Raw genomic sequence first — 17,664 nt, 5'->3', positions numbered from 1 at the left:
CCGCATGCCAAGTCGAAAAACCGAACGAAATCAGGAGATGGTGGTTTTCGCTCCGGGATTTCTAGCTACAAAAATTGTAGGAACCTGCCGGGAAGGGGGCAGGCAGTCTGCATTTTTGGGAGGGTTGCTGCATCCATTGCTCTGGATCGCTTTGGTATCATCAACGTTCCCGAATGGATCCCCGACACCCTCCGGTCGCTTCGCTCCCTTCGGGGCCGAGGATGACGTGGTGATTGGGCGTCCCGCGCCAATCCCCGGGGTTGGCGATGATACCAGCCTTTGCAACGGCGCCAGCGCTTGCGGTTTGCGCCGGGCATTGGAAGTTCGTCATCCTCGACCTCGGAAGCGACCGCAGGGAGCGGCGAGTGTCAGGGATCCATTCCGGAACCGCACAGAATAGGCCTGAACAATTGTCTATCCCGTGAGCGATTGCGCATTTCCGAAAACCCTGCGACAGTAGCAGCGAGACAGTCTCCGTGAAGTGCCCGCAATGAGTGCCCGGTCCGAAACCAGCAATCCCAGGCTTGACGATGCCGCGCGTGCCGGCTGGCTGTATTATGTCGCCGGCAACACGCAGGATCAGATCGCAACGAAGCTCGGCATCTCCCGCCAGACCGCGCAGCGGCTGGTGTCGCTGGCCATGTCCGAAGGGTTGATCAAGGTCCGGGTCGATCATCCCATCGCCAATTGCCTCGATCTTGCTGCCCGGCTGAAATCCCGCTTCGCGCTCGACCTTGTCGAGGTGACGCCGAGCGATCCCGATTCCACCTCCTCGACCATCGGTGTCGCCCAGGCTGCGGCGGTGGAGATCGAGAAGTGGCTGCGCCGGCCTGAGCCGGTCATCATGGCAATCGGCACCGGCCGCACGCTGAAGGCGGCGATCGAACAGCTGCCGCCGATGGAGTGCCCGCAGCACAAGGTGGTCTCGCTCACCGGCAACATCTCGCCGGACGGTTCGGCCGCCTTCTACAACGTCATCTTCACCATGGCCGACACCATCAAGGCGCGCAGCTTCCCGATGCCGCTACCGGCGATCGCCTCTTCGCCGGAGGAGCGGAAAATGCTGCACAGCCAGCAGCTTATCCAGCCAACGCTGGCGCTGGCAGCACAGGCCGACATCACCTTTGTCGGCGTCGGCGACCTTGGCCCGCAGGCGCCGCTGCTGGAAGACGGCTTCATCACCGAGGCCGATCTCAAGGCGTTGCAGAAGGCCGGCGCCGTCGGCGAGATCGTTGGCTGGGCCTTCGACCGCGATGGCCGCCTGATCGAGGGCATCACCAACGACCGCGTCGCTTCCGCGCCGCTGCCATCGCGGGAACGCTCGCTGGTGGTGGCGCTGGCCATGGGCGAACGCAAGCTGCCCGGCATCCTCGCCGCGGTGACGCGGCGTCTCGTCAATGGCCTGATCACCGACGAGCGCACCGCCGAGAGCCTGGTGGCGGCGGCAGTCTAGGCGCCAATTCCTTCTTCCCCCTTGTGGGAGAAGGTGGCTCGCCTCCAGCGGCTTTGCCGCCGGAGCAGCGCCGAGACGGGGTGCTGGAAGAAACGCGACGTTTCAGCCCCTTCATCAAGGTCACATCGGCCGCGTTCCGTCCAACACCCCTCATCCGACCTCGCCCTGCGGCGGCTGTGCCGCCGGGCTCGGCCACCTTCTCCCGCAAGGGGAGAAGGAGAGTTCGCGAACCCTCGCCGGATTCCGGCTTGACATAAATCCCGAAGAATGAATAATTGCTCACAGCTAAGGCAAATGCTCACTTTGGCTTTTTGGGAGGAATCGATGAACCTGCGCACCCTCGTCCTGGGGCTGTGTTCGGCCAGCGCTTTTGCGTTCGCCGCGCATGCCGAGACGATCACCATCGCCACCGTCAACAATGGCGACATGATCCGCATGCAGAAACTGACGGAGGACTTCACCAAGAAGAACCCCGACATCCAGCTCAACTGGGTCACGCTGGAAGAGAACGTGCTGCGCGAACGCGTCACCACCGACATCGCCACCAAGGGTGGCCAGTATGACGTGATGACCATCGGCACCTATGAGGTGCCGATCTGGGCGAAACAGAATTGGCTGCTGCCGCTGGACAATCTCGGCGACGACTACGACCAGAAGGACATCATCCCCGCGATCGCCGGTGGTCTTTCCGTCGACGGCAAGCTTTATGCCGCGCCCTTCTATGGCGAGAGCTCCTTCGTCATGTACCGCAAGGACCTGATGGAGAAGGCCGGCCTCAAGATGCCCGATGCGCCGACCTGGACCTTCATCAAGGAGGCCGCCGACAAGATGACCGACAAGGCCAACGGCGTGAACGGCGTCTGCCTGCGCGGCAAGGCCGGCTGGGGCGAGAACATGGCATTTCTCACCGCCATGTCGAACTCCTTCGGCGCGCGCTGGTTCGACGAGCAGTGGAACCCGCAGTTCGACCAGCCGGAATGGAAGAACACGCTGCAGTTCTATGTCGACCTGATGAAGGCCGACGGACCGGACGGCGCTTCCTCCAACGGCTTCAACGAGAACCTGGCGCTGTTCCAGCAGGGCAAGTGCGGCATGTGGATCGACGCCACCGTGGCTGCCTCCTTCGTGTCCGACCCGAAGAACTCGAAGGTCGCCGACAAGGTCGGCTATGCGCTGGCGCCGGACAACGGCCTCGGCAAGCGCGGCAACTGGTTGTGGGCGTGGTCGCTCGGCATTCCGGCTGGCACGCAGAAGGCGGCGTCGGCCGAGAAGTTCGTCGCCTGGGCAACCGGCAAGGGTTATCTCGACCTCGTGGCTTCGAAGGAAGGCTGGGCCAACGTGCCCCCCGGCACCCGCAGCTCGCTCTACGCCAATCCGGAATATGAGAAGGCCGCGCCCTTCGCCAAGATGACGCTGGACTCCATCAATTCCGCCGATCCGACCAAGCCGACGGTCAAGCCGGTGCCTTATGTCGGCGTGCAGTTCGTGGCGATCCCCGAATTCCAGGGTCTTGGCACGACGGTCGGCCAGCTCTTCTCGGCGGCTCTTGCCGGCCAGATGTCGGTGGACGATGCCCTGAAGCAGGCACAGGATGCCGCCAAGGCGGCGATGACGGAAGGCGGTTACATCCAGTAAGGGCCCTTCTGCCCAAAGGCTCCTCCCGGTGTCCAAGGCGTCTCCTGACGCTGACGACATCCTGGTGCCTTGGCCGTCCGGGTCTTCCCGGTCCGGGCGGCCATTTTAAAGGATAGCGTTCTTCTCCCCGCCCTCACGGGGAGAAAGATGCGGCAGATGAGGGACAGCGCGACTTCGCGTAGCCTGGCGCCGCCCCTTACCCTTTCCCCGTGACCGGGAGAGGGGGTGCCGCCCCTTGCCACGACTTGCAGCGAAAAGCGGCAAGATAGCCCGTATTCGGGAGGAGACCATGGCAACCAAACAGACCCGTACGCTCGCGCGTTTCATGGCCGCACCCTCGGTGCTGCTCCTGCTGGTGTGGATGGCGGTGCCGCTGGCGATCACGCTGTGGTTCTCCTTCCAGCAATACAATCCGCTGAACCCGATCCGCGACGGCTTCATCGGCTTCTCGAACTACGCGCTGTTCTTCAACAACCCGGCCTTCATCACCGCCATCCTCAACACGTTGATCCTCGTCGTCGCGGTGCTGGCCATCACCATCGTCGGTGGCATATTGCTCGCATTGCTGCTCGATCAGCCGATGTGGGGGCAGGGTTTCGTACGCATCCTGGTCATCTCGCCTTTCTTCGTCATGCCGCCGGTGGCAGCATTGGTGTGGAAGAACATGATCATGCACCCGGGCTATGGTGTGTTCGCCGACATCGCCCGGTTCTTCGGGGCGCAACCGATCGACTGGTTCGCGCAATATCCGCTGTTCTCGATCATCATCATTGTCGCCTGGCAGTGGCTGCCTTTTGCCACGCTGATCCTGCTCACCTCGCTGCAATCGCTGGACGGCGAGCAGAAGGAGGCGGCTGAAATGGATGGCGCCGGTATTCTTTCGCGTTTCTGGTACCTGACGCTGCCGCACCTCTCGCGCGCCATGACCGTGGTGGTGCTGATCCAGACGATCTTCCTGCTTTCGGTCTATGCCGAGATCCTCGTCACCACCAATGGCGGGCCGGGCTATGCATCCACCAACCTGCCGTTCCTCGTCTACCAGAAGGCCCTGCTCGAATACAAAATCGGCCAGGCGTCCGCCGGCGGCATCATCGCCGTCATCCTTGCCAACATCGTTGCCTTCTTCGCCATGCGCGCCGTCGGCAAGAACCTGGACAAGTAGGAGGCTGCAATGGCACGCGCCGTCACCAACCGGCACAAGACGATCGCAACCATTGCGGCCTGGGCGGTCGCGCTGGTGATCTTCTTCCCGATCCTCTACACCATCATCACCTCCTTCAAGTCGGAGCAGGAGGCGATCCAGGGCTTCAGCCTGATCCCGTCGGGTACGCTGGAGAGCTATTCGGAAGTCCAGTCGCAGTACAACTACTTCAAGCCGTTCATGAATTCGGTGATCCTGTCGCTGGGCTCGACGGTGCTGGCACTGCTGGTCGCCATCCCTGCCGCCTGGTCGATGGCGTTTTCGCCCACCAAGCGCACCAAGGATGTGCTGATGTGGATGCTGTCCACCAAGATGATGCCGGCAGTTGCGGTGCTGTTTCCGATCTATCTCATCTTCCGCAATCTCGGCCTGCTCGACAGCCGCATCGGCATGACCGTGATGCTGATGCTGATCAACCTGCCGATCGTCATCTGGATGCTCTACACCTACTTCCGCGAAATTCCGGGCGAGATCCTGGAGGCTGCGCGCATGGACGGCGCCTCCTTGTGGGGTGAGATCTTTTACGTGCTGACGCCGATGGCGGTGCCGGGCATCGCCTCCACCATGCTGCTCAACATCATCCTGGCCTGGAACGAGGCGTTCTGGACCATCCGGCTCACCACCACCAACGCTGCCCCGCTCACCGCCTTCATCTCGTCCTTCTCCAGTCCTCAGGGTCTGTTCTGGGCGAAGCTTTCGGCGGCATCGACGCTGGCCATCGCGCCGATCCTGATCATGGGCTGGTTCAGCCAGAAACAGCTGGTGCGCGGCCTGACTTTCGGTGCCGTGAAATGATGAAACGCCGGACCGTCAGGAAGCAGCAAAAGGGAGGACAAAATGGGTAAGATCGCTCTCAGGAATGTCTCCAAGTCCTTCGGGACGACGTCGATCATTCCCAACATCGACCTCGACATCGAGGACGGCGAGTTCGTCGTGTTCGTCGGGCCATCCGGCTGCGGCAAGTCCACGCTGCTTCGTCTCATCGCCGGGCTGGAGGACACCAGCGGCGGCACCATCTCCATCGACGGCCGCGACGTCACCGATGAAGCGCCGGCCAAGCGCAAGCTGGCCATGGTGTTCCAGTCCTATGCGCTCTATCCGCACATGACGGTGGCGAAGAACATCGCCTTCCCGCTCAAGATGGCCGGCGAAAGCCAGGCGGTGATCGACAAGAAGGTCGGCGATGCCGCCCGCGTGCTGAACCTGACCAACTATCTCGACCGCCGCCCTGGTCAGCTTTCCGGCGGCCAGCGCCAGCGCGTCGCCATCGGCCGCGCCATCGTGCGCCAGCCCTCGGCGTTCCTGTTCGACGAACCGTTGTCGAACCTCGATGCGGCACTGCGCGGCACCATGCGCCTCGAGATATCGGAGCTGCACAACCAGCTCAAGACGACGATGATCTACGTGACCCACGACCAGGTCGAGGCCATGACCATGGCCGACAAGATCGTGGTGTTGAATGCCGGCAACATCGAGCAGGTCGGTTCGCCGCTGGACCTCTACCGCAGCCCGAAGAACCTGTTCGTCGCCGGCTTCATCGGTTCGCCGAAGATGAATCACGTCACCGGCGCGGCCGCCGCCAAGCACAATGCAGCCACCATCGGCATCCGGCCCGAACATCTCAAGATCGCCTCCAACAGCGGCGAATGGCGCGGCAAGGTCGGCGTTGCCGAACATCTCGGCGCCGACACCTTCCTGCATGTGCACACCGATGATGTCGGCACGATCAATGTGCGCGCCGACGGTGAGATCGGAGTTCGCCATGGCGACATCGTTTATCTGACGCCGGACCCGGCCAAGCTGCACCGCTTCGACGCCGACGGAAAGGCGCTGTAATCATGCGTCTAAAGGACAAGTCCGCGCTGATCACCGGTTCGGCGCGCGGCATCGGCCGCGCCTTCGCCGAAGCCTATGTGCATGAAGGGGCGACGGTGGCGATCGCCGACATCAACCTGGAGGCAGCCGAAAAGACCGCGGCCGAGATCGGGCCGGCTGTCTATGCGGTGCGGCTCGACGTCACCGACCAGGCCTCGATCGATGCCGCGATTGCCGCGGTGGAGAAGAGGGCAGGCGGGCTCGATATCCTCATCAACAACGCCGCTTTGTTCGATGCCGCACCCATCGTCGAGATCAGCCGCGCCAGCTACGACCGGCTGTTTACGGTCAATGTCGCCGGCACGCTGTTCATGCTGCAGGCGGCGGCGAAATCGATGATCGCCAGGGGCAAGGGCGGCAGGATCATCAACATGGCAAGTCAGGCCGGTCGTCGCGGCGAGGCGCTCGTCGCAGTCTACTGCGCTACCAAGGCAGCCGTCATTTCGCTGACTCAATCGGCCGGGCTCGATCTCATCAAGCACGGCATCAACGTCAATGCGATCGCGCCCGGCGTGGTCGACGGCGAGCACTGGGACCATGTCGATTCCCTCTTCGCCAGATATGAGAACCGGCCGCTCGGCGAAAAGAAGAAGCTGGTCGGCGAGAGTGTGCCTTACGGGCGCATGGGCCGCGCGGAAGACCTGACCGGCATGGCGGTGTTCCTGGCCAGCAGCGAGGCCGAATACATCGTCGCCCAGACCTACAACGTCGATGGCGGCCAGTGGATGAGTTGAATACAGCGTTCCTCCCCGTTCACGGGGAGAGGATGCCGGCAGGCAGGTGAGGGGCTGCGCCGTCCTGGCAAAAGTTGGCACCGCCCCTCATCCGACCCTTCGGGCCACCTTCTCCCCGTGAACGGGGAGAAGGAAAGGTCTCTACGAAAGGCGTTTTGACATGACGACAAAACTCTCGCTCGCCAATCTGGACAAGCTGCCCGCGAAGGTGGCTACCCCTGCCTATTGGCGCGATAGCCTCAAGGCCGGCATCGTGCATTTCGGCGTCGGCAACTTCCACCGCGCGCATCAGGCCGTCTATCTCGACGATCTCTTCAATATGGGTGAGGGCCATGACTGGGCGCTGATCGGCGCCGGCGTGTTCGAGGGCGAGAAGGCCGGTCGCGCCAGGCTGGCCGAGCAGGACTGGCTGACCACCGTTGTCGAGCAGGACGAAGGCCATATGGTCGCCCATGTGACCGGTGCGATGATCGACTTCCTGGTGCCGGGCGAGACGGCCGCGATCATCGACAGGCTGGCCGATCCGGCGATCCGCATCGTCTCGCTGACCATCACCGAAGGCGGCTATTTCATCGACCCGGCCTCGGGTTATTTCAACCCCGAACACCCCGACATCATCGCCGATGCCAATGACCCGGAACACCCGAAGACGGTGTTCGGCCTGATCCTTGCCGGGCTGGTCCGCCGGCGCGACGCGCGCGTCGAGCCGTTCACGGTGATGTCCTGCGACAACATCCCCCACAATGGCCGAGTCACCTCCGATGGCGTGATCGGCCTTGCCCGCCTGTTTGACCGTGACCTCGCCGAATGGGTCGCCGGCAACGTCGCCTTTCCGAACGGCATGGTCGACCGCATCACCCCGGCCACCACCGATCGCGAACGCGGCATCCTGGCGACGGATTTCGGCGTCGACGACAACTGGCCGGTGTTCTGCGAGCCGTTCCGGCAATGGGTGCTGGAGGACAATTTTCCGGCCGGCCGCCCGGCTCTGGAAAAGGTCGGCGTGCAGTTCGTGCCCGACGTCTCGCCTTATGAGCTGATGAAGATCCGCATCCTCAATGGCGGTCATGCCACCATCGCCTATCCGGCCGGGCTGATGGACATCCATTTCGTGCATGAGGCGATGCAGGAACCGCTGGTGCGTGGTTTCCTCGCCAAGCTCGAGCATGACGAGATCATCCCGACCGTACCGCCGGTGCCGGACACCGACCTTGAGGATTACTACCAGCTGATCGAGCGCCGCTTCTCCAACCCCAAGATCGGCGACACGGTGCGCCGGCTTTGCCTCGATGGTTCGAACCGCCAGCCGAAATTCATCATCCCCACCATCGCCGCCCGCCTGAAAACCGGCGCCGGCGTCGCGGGCCTGGCGCTCGAATCCGCCTTCTGGTGCCGATACTGCTTCGGCACCAGCGATTCCGGCGCGGTCATCGAGCCCAACGATCCCAACTGGGAGCGCATGCAGGCGACAGCGCGCGCCGCCAAGGCCGACCCGTCGGCATGGCTGGCGATGGAAGACATCTATGGCGAAGTCGGCCATTCGCCGGCCTTTGCGGCGGCCTTCTCCCATGCCTTGAAGACGGTCTGGGACGTTGGCGCGCGCGAGACGCTGACGCGTTATCTCGCAGGGAAACTCTGAACCAGTCGGACACATGATCGAGGCGGTAGCGCGGGGCAAAGCACGCATATAGAGTGCGCGCCATGCTGCGCGCCGATGCTTCCTTTCTGACCTCTTTGCCACAGCCGGAACGGGCCTGTGGGTCCTTGGAAACATTGGCCCCGACGGCTACGCGACGGGTCCAGTCGCGCTGATGGCGCCGGTGCTCGCCGCCATCGATGTCGGCACCGGCAGCGCGCGCGCCGGCCTGTTCGACCGCGACGGCCAGTTGCTCGCCCGCGCCGAGCGGCCGATCGCCATGAACCAGGCCAGTGCCGGCCACTACGAGCAGGACTCGGAAAACATCTGGGCCGCCGCCTGCGAGGCGATGCGTGCCGCCCGGCAGGCTGCCGGCGTGGCGGCGGAAGATGTCGTCGGCATCTCGTTCGACGCCACCTGTTCCAACGTGTTCCGTGGCCGCAACGGCGAACAGGTCGGCGTCTCGAAGAAAGGCGGCGAGCGCTGGGACACCATCGTCTGGATGGACCATCGCGCCTTGGCCGAGGCCGACGAATGCACGGCCACCGGTCACCGCGTGCTCGACCACGTCGGCGGCGTTATGTCGCCGGAGATGGCGACGCCCAAGCTGATGTGGGTGAAGCGGCATCTACCGGAGGCCTGGGCGCGCACCGGCCAGCTTTTCGACCTTGCGGATTTCCTCACCTTCAAGGCCTGCGGCTCGCTTGCCCGCTCGCAGTGCACGCTCACCGCCAAATGGACCTTTCTTGCCCACGAAGAAGCCGGCTGGCGTCCGGATTTCTTCGAGGCTGTGGGCCTGGCCGACATTTTCGAACACGGTTCCCTGCCGGACCGCGCCAGCGCGGTCGGCAGCGATCTCGGCCCCTTGACGGAGGAGGCTGCCGCCGCGCTCGGCCTCACGGTGAATTGCCGTGTCGGCGCAGGTCTCATCGATGCCTTCGCCGGCGCGCTCGGCGTCATTGGCGGCCTCAACGATATCGACCGGCATCTCGCTCTGATTGCCGGCACCTCGAGCTGTGTCATGGCGATGTCGGCCGAGCCATGCGGTTTCGCCGGTGTCTGGGGGCCTTATTTCGGCGCTGCCCTGCCGGGCCTCTGGCTGAGCGAGGGCGGCCAGTCGGCGACGGGGGCGTTGCTCGACCACGTCATCCGCTGGCATGGCGGCGAACCCGATGCGGCCACGCATAGGCGCATCGTCGAACGCGTCATGGCCCTGCGTGCCGAGGAGGGGCTGGACCTCGCCTCCCGGCTGCACGTGCTGCCGGATTTCCACGGCAACCGTTCACCGCTGGCCGACCCGCATGCGCTGGGCGTCATCAGCGGGTTGACGCTGGACTCCTCCTTCGACAGCCTGACCCGGCTTTACTGGCGCAGCGCCGTGGCGATCGCGCTCGGCGTGCGCCACGTGCTCGAAGCCCTCAACGCCAACGGCTATGTCATCGACACGCTGCATGTCACCGGTGGCCACACCCGCAATCCGCTGCTGATGGAACTCTACGCCGATGCCACCGGCTGCACGGTGCTGGAATCGGAAAGCGGTGATGCCGTGCTGCTCGGCACGGCGATGTCGGCCGCGGCAGCAGCCGGACTTCATCCGAGCCTGGCCGAAGCCTGCGCCGCCATGCGCCAGCCCGGCCGTGAGCGGCGGCCGAACCCGGCTTCACGCAACCGTTTCGACCGCGACTACCGCGTGTTCCTGGAGATGCACCGGCAGCGCCAGGCACTCGACGCGCTGGGTTGAAATGTCAGAACTGCACACAAAAAAGCCCGCCCAGCCTAAGCTGAGCGGGCCTTGATGCCTGAGAGCGCTCGCTGACAGCCAAGCGCGGAGGGCCAGATAGCGTCGGCCGGCGGGCGGCGCAAGCCTGCTGTGCTTACGATCCGACAGTGACGACGAAGTGCTTCGTCACCGGCTCGATGATCTTCCAGGTTCCCTTGAAGTCGGCTTCCACGACGAACGCATCGCCTGGCCCGACTTCAACTGGCTCGCCTCCATCCGGAGTGATGATGATGCGGCCAGCGATCATGTGGACGAATTCGTAATCGGTATAGGTTGCATGATAAGTGCCTGGAGTCGCTTGCCACGTACCTGACAGAACCTTGCCGTCCCCGGTGGTGTGCTGGACGGCGGTCTTCATCGTCGGCTTTCCTTCGACCACCACCCAGCCCGGCAAGTCGCTGGCATCGGCGTTTTCCACCTTTCCGAACTTGATAACCGTCTTGCGTGTCATGGCGAGCCTCTCCCAATTGGATTTGCGGGCAAAGTGCCCAACGTTCGAATATCCGATACATCAATATCAGGCAACTTCGTTTCCTGTCGGTAAGCGAAACTCGGCGCGCTCAGAGGCCCTCGCGGACCATCTGTCCCGGCTCCGGACCAAGGTTTTCATTTCCGGTCATAACGCGAAAAAACCCGCCCAGCGTCAGCTGAGCGGGGGACCGTTGGGGCCAGAATGTGACATCGGTCCGCCGAAACAGTCGCAACGGCAGCCCTCACGTTTCATCGGGCGGATGGCCTGATGAGGCAAGGTCCGGATTCTGATATTTTTCTGAAATTTGCGGTCTTGAGTTGTGGGTAAAACACCCTGCTGCCTCGCCCTTTAGCGGCGCGTGGCGACGCGCTGGGGCTGGTCGAAATCGAACGGGAACAAAGCGGTGATCGCCTGTTCGACGGCGGCTTCGGTTTCCGGCTGTGCTGCCGTCAGCGGCAGGCGCACTTCCGGGCTCAGCCCGAGCAGGCGGTGCAGCGCGTATTTCACCGGCACCGGGTTGGTTTCCCGCTCCAGTGCCGCGATCAACGGTTCCAGCCTGCGCCGGATTGTCTTCGCCGACAGCAGGTCGCCGGTGCGGCAGGCACGGTGCATCTCGGCGCAGAGGCCGGGCGCCACATTGGCGGCGACCGAAATCGTGCCGGCGCCGCAGATCGTGTTGAAGGCAAGTGCGGTGGCATCGTGCCCGGAAAACTGCAGGAATTCCGCGCCGGCGAGCCTGGCGGTGCGCTCGGGCCGGTCGAGGTCGCCGGTGGCATCCTTGATGCCGATGATCGCCGGGAAGGCCGCCAGCCTGCGCACCGTGTCCGGCAACAGGTCGACGCCAGTGCGTGACGGCACATTGTAGAGGATGACCGGGATCGTCGCTGCCTCGGCGATCGCCGCGAAGTGGCGATAGAGGCCCTCCTGGCCGGGCTTGTTGTAATAAGGCGTCACGACAAGGGCGGCATCGGCGCCGCAGGCCGCGGCGGCGAGCGTCGCGGCGACCGTCTCTTCGGTGTTGTTCGAGCCGGTGCCGGCGATCACCGGGACCTGGCCGGCGACGGTTTCGACGCAACGGCGCGTTACGGACAGGCGTTCGTCATGCGTCAGCGTCGGCGCTTCGCCGGTGGTGCCGCAGACGACGACGCCGTTTATGCCCTGGTCGATCTGCCAGCGGATCAGGAAATCGAAAGCGGCCATGTCGACCGTGCCTTTGCGGAACGGGGTCGGCAGCGCCGCGATGGCGCCTTTGAAGCGGGTTCTGTCGATGTGCATGGGAGTTCTCTTTTGCTGGCCCGGTTTCGGGCCGGCCGGCGGCGAGCCTTTCTCGCGGGGCGCAGCGTCGCCGGCCGGTCCCGTTCAGTTGAAGAGCGAAAGCCGGGCGCTGTCCGGGGCGAGGCTGACGCAGCCGGCCTTGTGATCGCTTTCGGTCTCGGCGAAATGGATCGCCGATGCCCTGTCGGCGAAGACGCCGCCGGTCAGGCCGAGTTCATCGCGGGCGATCCAGCGCCCTTCGCCGTCGCGTCCGACCAGGAAACGGTGGGCCGCGGAAGGAGGCTCCGAAATCAGGGAATTGCGCATCGCCGATCACCCGATGAATTGATGGAAACAGGCAATCGCGGCAAAGAAGATCGCGATCACCAGGAAAAGCCGCACGAACATCAGCGGCTCGTCCCGCCTGTTCTGCATGCTGCGGGCGACGGCATGGGGCATGCGGTCGTCGTCATCGGGGATGTAATAGCTGTACATGTCTCGTTCCTTTCGCACCGCGCCTTGGAGCGTGTGCAGCCGGGAAGTTAGGAGCCTCGGCATAAGGGTTCGAGAGAGAAGGCGATGGCAAAAAATAAGGATTTCATAAGGGCCGCCGACAGCGGTCAAGGGGTCGTCCCTCTACGGCGATGACGCCTTACGATGCGGCGACAATGGCCATCAGATTGTCGTTCAGCCTTTTCGCCGCCTTGCGGAAATCGCCAAGCCGTGGCGCCATCTCCGCCTCCAGCTTCGCGGCGGCGCCGGCGCCCATGACCTTTTCCAGGCTCTGCTTGTATTCGGGGATCGCAGCCCAGTCGGCCACTGTCGTTTCCATGGCTTCCAGATGATACTGGAAACCATAGGCGTGCCGGCCCCAGCGGATCGCCTGCGTCGTGCAGGCGGCATTGCTGGCCAGGATCTCAGCGCCTTCGGGCAGGCGCGCAATTTCCGCGCCGTGCCATTGCAGGCAGTCGACCGAGGGCCCGAGCCCCGCAAAGATTGGATCGTTGCGGCCGGTCTCCGTCAGCTCGACCGATGCCAAGCCCACTTCCGGCTTGCCCATCAGGCCGACCGCGCCGCCAAGTGCTGCACCCAGCAGCTGGTGGCCGAGGCATATGCCGAGATAGGGTCGTCCGAGCTCGATCACCCAGCGCCGGATCGCCGCCTTCTCGGGCACCAGCCAAGGATGCGCCTCTTCCTGCCAGACATCCATCGGTCCGCCGAACACGGCGAGCAGGTCGAAACCATCGAAGGGAGGGATCGGCTCGCCGATATCGAGTTCAACCGGCACCCATTCATGCCCTTGCTCGGCCCAGAAGTCGCGGAAGATGCCGGGATGTTCGACATCGACATGCTGGAAGACGAGAATGCGCATGGATCGCTCCGTCAGGCTCACTCGGCGGGATTATTCCATAGACCGGCGGCGTTGGTTTCCCAATGATCCAGACTCAAGGTTCGGCAATCACAATGCGTGCAGCGGACTCGACGCCACGGCGGTTTGTTGACAAGGTCTGGCCGTTTCCGGCAAGAGCCCTGCGACCCATCGGAACCTGTTCATGACCAATGTCGCCCTGACCGGACTTGCCCGCGATCTCGCCAGGCGCGCCGACGAGGGCAGGCCCGTGCGCATCGGCGTCATCGGCTCCGGCGAAATGGGCACCGACCTGGTCACGCAAGGCATGCTGATGCCGGGCATCGAGGTCTGTGCCATCTCTACCCGGCGCCCCCACACGGCGCGCGAAGCGATCCGCATCGCCTATGGCGACGAGGCGATGGCGCGCGAAGCCGAAAACCAGGCGCAGGTCACCGCGGCGATCGAGGCTGGCAGGATCGCCATCACCTCCAACGACATGCTGGTCACCAACCCGCTGGTCGACGTCGTCATCGACGCCACCGGCAAGCCTGGCGTCGCCGCCGATTTCTGCCTGTCGGCGATGGAACACGGCAAACACCTGGTGATGATGAATGTCGAAGCCGACGTCACCATCGGCTGCCTGCTGAAGAAGGAGGCCGACCGGCTCGGCGTCGTCTATTCGCTCGGCGCCGGCGATGAGCCGTCTTCCTGCATGGAGCTGATCGAATTCGTGTCCGCGCTCGGCTGCACGGTCGTCGCTGCCGGCAAGGGCAAGAACAATCCGCTCAACCATGACGCCGTGCCGGACGACTATCGCGCCGAGGCCGAACGCCGCAACATGAACCCGCGCATGCTGGTCGAGTTCGTCGACGGCTCCAAGACCATGGTCGAGATGTGTGCCATCGCCAACGCCACCGGCCTTGTCCCGGACAGGCCCGGCATGCACGGCCCCGCCGCCAACCGTGACGAACTGGCCAAGGTGCTGATCCCGCGCGCCGATGGCGGCGTGCTGTCGAGGAAAGGCGTGGTCGATTACACCATCGGCAAGGGCGTGGCGCCCGGCGTCTTCGTCATCGTCGAAGCCACGCATCCGCGCGTCATCGAGCGGCTTGACGACCTGCATGTCGGCAAGGGGCCGTATTACGGTCTGTTCCGGCCCTATCACCTGACCTCGCTGGAAGTGCCGCTGACGGCAGCCCGCATCATGCTTTACGGCAAGCCCGATATGGTGCCGCTGCCGCGCCCCGTCGCCGAGGTCTGCGCGGTCGCCAAGCGCGACCTCGCCGCCGGTGAGACGTTCGATGCCATCGGCGAGACCTGCTATCGCTCCTGGACGATGACGGTCGAGGAAGCGCGCGCTGAGCGCGCCGTGCCGGTCGGCCTGCTCGAGGGCGGCAAGGTGTTGAAGCCGGTGAAGAAGGGCGAGCTGCTCACCGCCGACAACGCAGCTTCGGACAGTTCGACGCGGCTTTATGCCTTGCGCAGGCAGCAGGACCAGATGCTCTACGGCTGAGTTCCGCTCAGAGCCCCGTCAGTCGTTCGCCCGGCCTCCCAAGCCGCTCGGCGCCTGGGACATCCACGACATCCACGCGGCGCGGATGCCATGCCACGGCACGCGCGATTTCTGAGATGGCATGCAGGTCTTTCGCGTTCGTGCTGGAATCCAACAGCACGAGCTGTGACCAATAGGCAGCGGAAACATTCATCACCACGTCCAGCCAGAGGCGGCCGTCATCCGTCTGCACGAGAATCCACTGCCAATCGGCAAGCGCCAGCACCTGTCCCGGGATTTCCGTTTCGTCGATCAGGATCCTAACCGGATCGCCGACCTTCAGTGGTTCGGGTCTTGTCATTCTGCTGCGGAGGTCACTTCCCCAGTTCCACCGAGCGTGCCCGCGCCGCCTCGACGGCTTCGGTGACGAGGTCTTTCAGCCGGTCACCGCCCATCAAGACGCCAAGGGCTGCCGCTGTGGTGCCGTTGGGGCTGGTGACCTGCTGGCGCAGCAGACCGGGCTCTTCACCGCTTTCGGCGGCGAGCGTGGCGGCACCGTAGACGGTCTGCATGGCAAGCAGCTTCGCTGTTTCGGCCGGCAGGCCGGCATGTTCGCCTGCGGCGGTCAGGCATTCGATGAAGTGGAAGATGTAGGCAGGGCCGGAACCGGACACCGCCGTTACCGCATCCATAAGAGCCTCGTCGTCGATCGTTGCGACCGCGCCGCTGGAGGAAAGCAGGTCGGCCACAACGCTCTTCGCAGCCTCGGAAACCAGGCTGTTGGAAAACACCACCATCATGCCCTTACCGATGGCGGCTGGCGTGTTCGGCATGCAGCGCACGATCGGCGTGCGATCACCCAGAATGCCGGCAAAGGTGGCGACAGGCGTGCCTGCGGCGACGCTGAGAAAAGTCGTCTCTCCATTGCCGAATTTTGTGTAGGCGGCCGTCACCTCGCGGATCACCTGCGGCTTCACGGCCAGTACGACAAGCGTCGGCTTCGTATCTGCCGGAATGCCCTCTGCACCCGCTACCGCCGGGCAGCCCAATGCTTCGGCGCGGGCGCGCAATGCGTCGGCGGGCTCCACCACCAGCACTTCCGCCGCGTTCAGCTTGGCGGATTTCAACCAGCCGGCCAGCATGGCGTAACCCATATTGCCGCAGCCGGCGAGAACAAGCTTGATGGTCATCGAAAGCCTCCCGAAAGCCCTTCCATAGACGGTCATGCGGGGTGGTGGAAGAGCTTGCCGCTTGCCTCGATCCTCTTAATCATCGCTTCACGGACCCTTGTTAATGCTGGCTGCGGAAAGATAATGGGGCTTCTCCTGTCTGCGTCATCGCTGGGTCACGATGCCCGTGCCGAAGACGGGAACGCTTCAGATGTTCGCACTGGCGGCGGTGCGGGCCATGATCAAGCGGCAGGGCAGCCGAGAGGCCTGCTATCAGGGACTCCGGCATGGGGTGCACAAAATCGATCCTGGGAATTCCGGTGGCGAGTCTCAGCTGGGATGAGGCGTTGTTGTCGCTCACCCAACTGGTGCGCGACAGGCAGTTCACCAAAATCACCTTCCTCAACGCCCACAATGCCAACATCGCCTGCGCGGACGACGGTTTTGCCGCGGCGCTAGGTGATTTCCTGGTTTTGCCGGACGGCATCGGTGTCGATATCGCCGCCAAACTGCTCTATGGCGAGAAATTCCCGGCCAATCTCAACGGCACCGATCTGGTACCGGGGCTGCTCAAGGCGATCAAGGAGCCGCTGACCGTCGGCCTGCTCGGCGCTACGCGCGAAAACGCTGAAGGTGCCTGCAAAAGGCTTCGGGAACTGGCACCGCAGCACAAGATCGTTGTCGTTCATGACGGCTTCTTTTCCACTGCGGAAGAGCCCCAGATCATCGAACGACTGGCGGAGCTTCGGCCGGATATCCTGCTGGTCGCCATGGGCGTGCCGCGCCAGGAGTTGTGGATTGCCGGAAATCTCGACCAACGTCACTGCACGCTGCCATTCGCCGTCGGCGCGCTGCTCGATTTCCTGAGCGGTTCGGTGCCGCGCGCGCCGCTGTGGGTACGCAAATCCAGGCTCGAATGGGTGTTCCGGTTTGTGATCGAGCCAGGCCGGCTGTGGCGCCGCTATGTCGTCGGCAACCCGCTTTTCTTATGGCGTGTCATGCGTCAGAAGCTGACGGGTAAGGAAATCCTTGCCGGGGCCAGCCGCTAGCAAGGCTTCGGCCGCGAAAGCGAGGTGCTTCCGCGGCCGCTTGGAAAACGAGTGGCAGCTTATTTGCCGCAATACTGATCGTTGACGTTGATGCCGGCATTCGCGTCAGGGCCCATGCCGGTGTCTGCACAGGGGCCGTTCGCGCCAGTCGTTACCGGAGCGCCAGGCGCAGTCGGCGACACGCTGTTGATGCTGCCTGTTGTCGTGGTGTCGGTGTTGCCGTGCCACCACGACCAGTCGCCCCACTGGCTATCACTGCCTTGGGCCATTGCGGAGGTCGCCAGCCCTGCAGAGAGAACCGTGGCGACGAGGATGGTTTTGAACATGGGAGGTCTCCGTGCTTGGAGCAATTCCAGCAAAAGTGCGCAGCGGTTTTGCGTCCGGAATTGCGTAAAAAGAACCAGAGCGTTTCCGCGAAAAGCGGAAACGCTCTAGCGGTGCAACTGCGTGGAAACCGCGCACGTGCTGGAAAGTTCGATCACAAGTCTGTGAGGCTGGCCTAATGGATCGAAAACATATTCTTTATCAGTGGCTTGGAAAGTGCATGGTGCGACTGTGCCTCC

The 17,664-nt window shown here is 63.7% G+C and carries 18 protein-coding genes; 10 read left to right on the top strand and 8 right to left on the bottom strand.

All coding sequences use genetic code 11. The features are described from left to right. The first annotated feature begins 490 nt into the window (after positions 1–490). The 8 genes from AO692_RS11590 to AO692_RS11555 all read left to right on the top strand — a co-directional run bounded on the left by AO692_RS11590 (position 491) and on the right by AO692_RS11555 (position 10,275). Positions 491–1,453: a sugar-binding transcriptional regulator gene (locus tag AO692_RS11590; protein ID WP_054310220.1), complete on the top strand. Its 963-nt coding sequence runs from the start codon at positions 491–493 to the stop codon at positions 1,451–1,453. A 324-nt stretch (positions 1,454–1,777) separates the two neighbouring features. Further along, positions 1,778–3,088 carry a sugar ABC transporter substrate-binding protein gene (locus AO692_RS11585; RefSeq protein WP_054310219.1) on the top strand — a complete coding sequence of 437 codons (1,311 nt, stop codon included), beginning with the start codon at positions 1,778–1,780 and terminating at the stop codon, positions 3,086–3,088. A gap of 289 nt (positions 3,089–3,377) precedes the next feature. Beyond that, positions 3,378–4,250: a sugar ABC transporter permease gene (locus AO692_RS11580; protein ID WP_054310218.1), complete on the top strand. Its 873-nt coding sequence runs from the start codon at positions 3,378–3,380 to the stop codon at positions 4,248–4,250. A 9-nt stretch (positions 4,251–4,259) separates the two neighbouring features. Beyond that, the gene (locus AO692_RS11575; RefSeq protein WP_054310217.1) at positions 4,260–5,084 is read left to right on the top strand and encodes a carbohydrate ABC transporter permease; all 825 of its coding nucleotides are present in this window, start codon (positions 4,260–4,262) and stop codon (positions 5,082–5,084) included. Positions 5,085–5,126: 42 nt separating this feature from the next. Further along, entirely contained in the window at positions 5,127–6,125 is a 999-nt protein-coding gene (locus tag AO692_RS11570; RefSeq protein WP_054310216.1) for an ABC transporter ATP-binding protein, read from the top strand. Positions 6,126–6,127: 2 nt separating this feature from the next. Next, on the top strand, positions 6,128–6,898 hold the full coding sequence (locus AO692_RS11565) for an L-iditol 2-dehydrogenase (RefSeq protein WP_054310215.1): 771 nt from the start codon (positions 6,128–6,130) through the stop codon (positions 6,896–6,898). A gap of 160 nt (positions 6,899–7,058) precedes the next feature. Beyond that, positions 7,059–8,537 carry a mannitol dehydrogenase family protein gene (locus AO692_RS11560; protein WP_054310214.1) on the top strand — a complete coding sequence of 493 codons (1,479 nt, stop codon included), beginning with the start codon at positions 7,059–7,061 and terminating at the stop codon, positions 8,535–8,537. Positions 8,538–8,709: 172 nt separating this feature from the next. Then, positions 8,710–10,275: an FGGY-family carbohydrate kinase gene (locus AO692_RS11555; protein WP_054310213.1), complete on the top strand. Its 1,566-nt coding sequence runs from the start codon at positions 8,710–8,712 to the stop codon at positions 10,273–10,275. Between the two features lie 133 nt (positions 10,276–10,408). Here AO692_RS11555 and AO692_RS11550 read toward each other — a convergent pair whose 3' ends face one another. From AO692_RS11550 to AO692_RS11535, 5 genes are all read right to left on the bottom strand, one after another. After that, positions 10,409–10,765 carry a cupin domain-containing protein gene (locus tag AO692_RS11550; protein WP_054310212.1) on the bottom strand — a complete coding sequence of 119 codons (357 nt, stop codon included), beginning with the start codon at positions 10,763–10,765 and terminating at the stop codon, positions 10,409–10,411. Between the two features lie 369 nt (positions 10,766–11,134). After that, the gene (gene dapA / locus AO692_RS11545) at positions 11,135–12,061 is read right to left on the bottom strand and encodes a 4-hydroxy-tetrahydrodipicolinate synthase (protein ID WP_054310211.1); all 927 of its coding nucleotides are present in this window, start codon (positions 12,059–12,061) and stop codon (positions 11,135–11,137) included. A gap of 84 nt (positions 12,062–12,145) precedes the next feature. After that, a complete protein-coding gene (locus AO692_RS11540; RefSeq protein WP_054310210.1) occupies positions 12,146–12,367 on the bottom strand; it encodes a hypothetical protein in 222 nt (73 codons plus the stop codon). 6 nt (positions 12,368–12,373) lie between these two features. Beyond that, the gene (locus tag AO692_RS33130; RefSeq protein ID WP_161808064.1) at positions 12,374–12,535 is read right to left on the bottom strand and encodes a hypothetical protein; all 162 of its coding nucleotides are present in this window, start codon (positions 12,533–12,535) and stop codon (positions 12,374–12,376) included. Positions 12,536–12,692: 157 nt separating this feature from the next. Beyond that, on the bottom strand, positions 12,693–13,412 hold the full coding sequence (locus AO692_RS11535) for a type 1 glutamine amidotransferase (protein WP_054310209.1): 720 nt from the start codon (positions 13,410–13,412) through the stop codon (positions 12,693–12,695). Between the two features lie 181 nt (positions 13,413–13,593). Between AO692_RS11535 and AO692_RS11530 the strand changes: the two genes are divergently transcribed. After that, on the top strand, positions 13,594–14,904 hold the full coding sequence (locus tag AO692_RS11530; protein WP_054310208.1) for an NAD(P)H-dependent oxidoreductase: 1,311 nt from the start codon (positions 13,594–13,596) through the stop codon (positions 14,902–14,904). A 7-nt stretch (positions 14,905–14,911) separates the two neighbouring features. On the opposite strand, the gene AO692_RS11525 is transcribed toward AO692_RS11530, so the two are convergent. Both AO692_RS11525 and proC read right to left on the bottom strand, forming a co-directional pair. Then, on the bottom strand, positions 14,912–15,244 hold the full coding sequence (locus tag AO692_RS11525; RefSeq protein WP_054310207.1) for a hypothetical protein: 333 nt from the start codon (positions 15,242–15,244) through the stop codon (positions 14,912–14,914). A 13-nt stretch (positions 15,245–15,257) separates the two neighbouring features. Then, the gene (gene proC / locus AO692_RS11520) at positions 15,258–16,073 is read right to left on the bottom strand and encodes a pyrroline-5-carboxylate reductase (protein ID WP_054310245.1); all 816 of its coding nucleotides are present in this window, start codon (positions 16,071–16,073) and stop codon (positions 15,258–15,260) included. Between the two features lie 266 nt (positions 16,074–16,339). On the opposite strand from proC, the gene AO692_RS11515 reads away from it, so the two are divergent. Then, the gene (locus AO692_RS11515; RefSeq protein ID WP_054310206.1) at positions 16,340–17,101 is read left to right on the top strand and encodes a WecB/TagA/CpsF family glycosyltransferase; all 762 of its coding nucleotides are present in this window, start codon (positions 16,340–16,342) and stop codon (positions 17,099–17,101) included. 59 nt (positions 17,102–17,160) lie between these two features. Here AO692_RS11515 and AO692_RS11510 read toward each other — a convergent pair whose 3' ends face one another. Continuing rightward, positions 17,161–17,427, bottom strand: coding sequence for a hypothetical protein (locus AO692_RS11510; RefSeq protein ID WP_054310205.1), 267 nt, complete (start codon positions 17,425–17,427; stop codon positions 17,161–17,163). Between the last annotated feature and the right edge of the window lie 237 nt (positions 17,428–17,664).

The sequence above is a fragment of the Mesorhizobium sp. 1M-11 genome (genome assembly GCF_001303895.1).
GTDB lineage: Bacteria > Pseudomonadota > Alphaproteobacteria > Rhizobiales > Rhizobiaceae > Mesorhizobium.
Note: the sequence above shows the minus strand (reverse complement) of the source record. Positions and strands in the feature narration are given on the sequence as shown.

Coding starts and splice junctions, on each gene's coding strand:
- AO692_RS11515 (WP_054310206.1), top strand. CDS start 16,340: ATGGGGTGCACAAAATCGATCCTGGGAATTCCGGTGGCGAGTCTCAGC.
- AO692_RS11565 (WP_054310215.1), top strand. CDS start 6,128: ATGCGTCTAAAGGACAAGTCCGCGCTGATCACCGGTTCGGCGCGCGGC.
- AO692_RS33130 (WP_161808064.1), bottom strand. CDS start 12,535: ATGTACAGCTATTACATCCCCGATGACGACGACCGCATGCCCCATGCC.
- AO692_RS11580 (WP_054310218.1), top strand. CDS start 3,378: ATGGCAACCAAACAGACCCGTACGCTCGCGCGTTTCATGGCCGCACCC.
- AO692_RS11575 (WP_054310217.1), top strand. CDS start 4,260: ATGGCACGCGCCGTCACCAACCGGCACAAGACGATCGCAACCATTGCG.
- proC (WP_054310245.1), bottom strand. CDS start 16,073: ATGACCATCAAGCTTGTTCTCGCCGGCTGCGGCAATATGGGTTACGCC.
- AO692_RS11535 (WP_054310209.1), bottom strand. CDS start 13,412: ATGCGCATTCTCGTCTTCCAGCATGTCGATGTCGAACATCCCGGCATC.
- AO692_RS11555 (WP_054310213.1), top strand. CDS start 8,710: ATGGCGCCGGTGCTCGCCGCCATCGATGTCGGCACCGGCAGCGCGCGC.
- AO692_RS11550 (WP_054310212.1), bottom strand. CDS start 10,765: ATGACACGCAAGACGGTTATCAAGTTCGGAAAGGTGGAAAACGCCGAT.
- AO692_RS11570 (WP_054310216.1), top strand. CDS start 5,127: ATGGGTAAGATCGCTCTCAGGAATGTCTCCAAGTCCTTCGGGACGACG.
- dapA (WP_054310211.1), bottom strand. CDS start 12,061: ATGCACATCGACAGAACCCGCTTCAAAGGCGCCATCGCGGCGCTGCCG.
- AO692_RS11510 (WP_054310205.1), bottom strand. CDS start 17,427: ATGTTCAAAACCATCCTCGTCGCCACGGTTCTCTCTGCAGGGCTGGCG.
- AO692_RS11525 (WP_054310207.1), bottom strand. CDS start 15,244: ATGACAAGACCCGAACCACTGAAGGTCGGCGATCCGGTTAGGATCCTG.
- AO692_RS11540 (WP_054310210.1), bottom strand. CDS start 12,367: ATGCGCAATTCCCTGATTTCGGAGCCTCCTTCCGCGGCCCACCGTTTC.
- AO692_RS11560 (WP_054310214.1), top strand. CDS start 7,059: ATGACGACAAAACTCTCGCTCGCCAATCTGGACAAGCTGCCCGCGAAG.
- AO692_RS11590 (WP_054310220.1), top strand. CDS start 491: ATGAGTGCCCGGTCCGAAACCAGCAATCCCAGGCTTGACGATGCCGCG.
- AO692_RS11530 (WP_054310208.1), top strand. CDS start 13,594: ATGACCAATGTCGCCCTGACCGGACTTGCCCGCGATCTCGCCAGGCGC.
- AO692_RS11585 (WP_054310219.1), top strand. CDS start 1,778: ATGAACCTGCGCACCCTCGTCCTGGGGCTGTGTTCGGCCAGCGCTTTT.